The sequence below is a fragment of the Paraglaciecola sp. 20A4 genome (assembly GCF_011378905.1).
Classification (GTDB): domain Bacteria; phylum Pseudomonadota; class Gammaproteobacteria; order Enterobacterales; family Alteromonadaceae; genus Paraglaciecola.
Map to the genome: position 1 here is coordinate 1 of NZ_WTPY01000061.1, position 3,236 is coordinate 3,236.

Here is a 3,236-nt window from a genome sequence, read left to right on the forward strand (position 1 = left end):
AAAAAGCGATTAGCATATATTCGGCTGACCGTTTTTTCTACCCGTTCAAGTTATGCACTTATTCTTTGAATCCAAGAGTAATAAAACTGCTGAAGAACGTGCTTTATAGTAGTGAGACACAAAAAGCGCGAATTCAACTCCGAAGTGCACCTCTCGCTAAATTAAGCTGCGCGGCGTAGTTCATTGAAGACAACTAACGGTTGTCTGTACCCAAGACATTTTCTTGGCCTCAGGTTAAGTGCCCGTTGCGCGTCAGCGACCTGTTCGTTTGTAACGGTCCTCTATGCAAGGAATGTTAGCTAACCACCCTACTTCGATGTTTGTAGTCGATGAGTGTGAGTCCATTTTTTTGGACAGCGACCAGTACTTCGCAAAGGATACTCTGCACCGCTTAATGGAAAGTAACCCCGTGCCGTGCATTTGGATAACCAACCATGTGATGTGCCTTGAATCTAGCTTTATCAGGCGATTCAAAATTGTGCAAGAAGTCGGTGCCATCGAAGGGAAATACATTAAGCCGTTAGCGAAGCAGGCGTTTAAAGGATTGCGCCTGAAACAACCCTATATCGATAACTTACTCACTACCGCTAACATAACACCCTCACATATTGGCAATGCTGCCCATGTAGCTAAAACGATGGGGCGCACGGGGCAATCAGCAGAGCTCGTCGTGTCAGGCGTTATTCAAAACACCCTCAAAGCGGCATCGTTATTAGACGCCCCGCTACGTTATACATCTGAAATGCCGTTTGATGTGAGCCTGTTAAATATCAAACAGGGTAAAGAAACGGTTAAACAAATTGCCACAGCTCTTACGAACCATGCACCTGTTCGCATACTGCTATCAGGTGAGCCTGGTACAGGTAAAACAGCGTACGCACATTACTTGTCACAGCTATATGACTTAGAGCTTGTTTCAGTGCGCTGCTCTGACATTTTAAGCAAATATATTGGCGAAAGTGAAACTAACATAGCCAACATATTTCATGACGCACAGCAGCGCGGCAACGCGTTATTACTGGATGAAGTAGATAGCATATTGGTATCACGTGAACGCGTGACTGAGCAGCACAACATACAGCTTATCAATGAGCTATTAACACAAATTGAGTGCTTTGAGCAGCCTGTGTTCGCGGCGACCAACTACGCAACGCTATTGGATAAGGCTGTACTACGGCGCTTTGATTTCAAAATCGAGGCTTTATGCCTAACACATGAGCAGCGCATCACTTTATTCAAGCGTGTGCTGTCACTTAAGCAGTTAACCCAGCTCGAACAACACCAACTATCTACTCTGACCCAATTAACCGCAGGGGACTTCGCAATCGTTGCGCGTCGTATGCGGTTTCAACCCGATGGTGATTTTCGTCAGCAGGCATTGGCTTTGCTAATCGAAGAAAACCGTCACAAGCAACCCAACCACCCTATCGGTTTCGTTTCGAAACCACACTAACCTAAAAGGTAAACAACATGACTACATCAGTATTGAGCTCGCTCAAGGTAACTGCTCGCCCGACAATTGAGCCAAAGCTTCCTATTATTGGCAAACGCATGAAACTCATCGAGAAGTTAGAACAACAGCAAGAGATGGCAAACTGCATGCTTGAAAGCAAACCCTTTGAAGCCTATCGAGAGAAAACGGTGAAAGACCCTGTCACGGGAGAGCGCACCAAACAGCGCCGCGCTGTTTCAGTTAAACCGTGGTATTACGACAGCGACGGGCATTACTTCTTAGAAGTGAAAGTGAATAACAAGCCGATTGATATCCAAGCAGGCAAGCCGGCCATCGATGTGGGTGATAAAACCGACCTCCCAAAACCTATCGAAACCGTTATTCAGGCTGTGGAAAAAGGCGAGCTAGATACCTTCATCTTAGCCAAAATCACTCCTGCGAAGAAAGTGCCGCAGGCGAAGTCCATTGCTAGCAAAACATCCGGTAAAAGCTAAGTGGCGCTAAACCTCATTATTAGGCTCTAAAAAAAACAGAGCCTTTTTGGGTTTCCCGTTGCGCTTCAACAGCAATTCATCCAGTGCATCCTCAATAAAGAATATCGGTAAGCCGCAGGTGTTATTAGGTTGGTCTAGAGTGTCGTTAGCCTCGTCTTTGTCACTATGAAAGATAATGAATTGCTGAACATGTTGAATGAGCTCTGCTAATGATTGGTTTCGCTCATTCACGTGAATCTCTAGCACCGCTTGTTCATTAAAGGCTGTACTCGCCAGAGCGCAAATAGAAGGAACATGATGGGAGTAAGTCAAGATAGCGATACCTGTAATGTGTACCCACATTCCATCTGGTTCACTGAAACAAATAGTAATGCTCTCATCATCCACTCCCGTAAAACCAGAGGAGAATAACTGTATTTCCGTCTCACCAGCACCATGATTATGACGGTCAAAAAGTGAACTCAGGATGTGAGTACATTCCGGTAATAGCTCACAAGATAAGTTAGAAAAATCGAATTGAAAGGACACGGCATACTCCGTTTAGTTGTGTACCGTTAAATTAGTATTCAGCGCGCCATTCCAAAATTAGGCAATACACACTCGAGCATGCGTTGACTCATATACCCAAACCCTAAAAGAGAAATCATTAGCCATATTCAATATGAGGGGCTGGCTCTACCTGTCTCTAAGGCACTCGCAGATGCAATAGTTAGCATCATCCCTAAAAACGTCGACAACGATGTGATAACCATCAACTTTCGTGATCCTACCTACTCTCCCGAAAGCGGAGGTTTTCACCCCGTAGAAATAAGGTTAGAAAACAGAGATACAATATGGCATTTCTGCTACATCACAGACTTCGCGTATTTGGGCATGGGTGGTCTGGCTAAAGAATTAGACTTTGATTTTCAAGCAGGCGTTTTTCAAAACTTTTTAGGTATTTACCCTATAGAGCAGGCATCCGACATGTATCAAATATGGGAAGGCAACTTTTTGCATTATTGGCAAACTATGCATGTTTATAAGTTAAACATTTCGTCATAAGGGGCCTGCAAATAAGAAAACTGTAAACAGAGGTAGTAAGCAATTGAGCTTGCGGTTTACAGGAGTAACATTTATGACAATCACAAAGTCTTCGAAGAAGAGGTATTGGTACGTAGTTTTTGCGGGAGCGTGTCCTGGGATATATCAAAGTCATATCGAAGCTCGTCAACAGTAACTGTCTTGTAAAAGACGTCTAGCCTAACTTAACATTCCATGGCAGCACCGATTCAATATCAGGTTCAGGC

General features: G+C 44.3%; 4 protein-coding genes and 1 pseudogene. 3 read left to right on the forward strand and 2 right to left on the reverse strand.

The window, feature by feature from the left end; genetic code table 11:
* Positions 1-161: 161 nt before the first annotated feature.
* Positions 162-281: pseudogene (locus GQS54_RS23380) on the reverse strand (IS30 family transposase); the annotation flags it as partial.
* Positions 282-283: 2 nt separating this feature from the next.
* On the opposite strand from GQS54_RS23380, the gene GQS54_RS22750 reads away from it, so the two are divergent.
* Together GQS54_RS22750 and GQS54_RS22755 are read left to right on the forward strand one after the other, a co-directional pair.
* Entirely contained in the window at positions 284-1,453 is a 1,170-nt protein-coding gene (locus GQS54_RS22750; RefSeq protein WP_166426204.1) for an ATP-binding protein, read from the forward strand.
* A gap of 17 nt (positions 1,454-1,470) precedes the next feature.
* Entirely contained in the window at positions 1,471-1,947 is a 477-nt protein-coding gene (locus tag GQS54_RS22755; RefSeq protein WP_166426205.1) for a DUF6641 family protein, read from the forward strand.
* A gap of 6 nt (positions 1,948-1,953) precedes the next feature.
* On the opposite strand, the gene GQS54_RS22760 is transcribed toward GQS54_RS22755, so the two are convergent.
* Entirely contained in the window at positions 1,954-2,475 is a 522-nt protein-coding gene (locus GQS54_RS22760; RefSeq protein ID WP_166426206.1) for a hypothetical protein, read from the reverse strand.
* Positions 2,476-2,592: 117 nt separating this feature from the next.
* On the opposite strand from GQS54_RS22760, the gene GQS54_RS22765 reads away from it, so the two are divergent.
* Positions 2,593-2,991: a DUF2787 family protein gene (locus tag GQS54_RS22765; protein WP_166426207.1), complete on the forward strand. Its 399-nt coding sequence runs from the start codon at positions 2,593-2,595 to the stop codon at positions 2,989-2,991.
* Positions 2,992-3,236 lie beyond the last annotated feature (245 nt).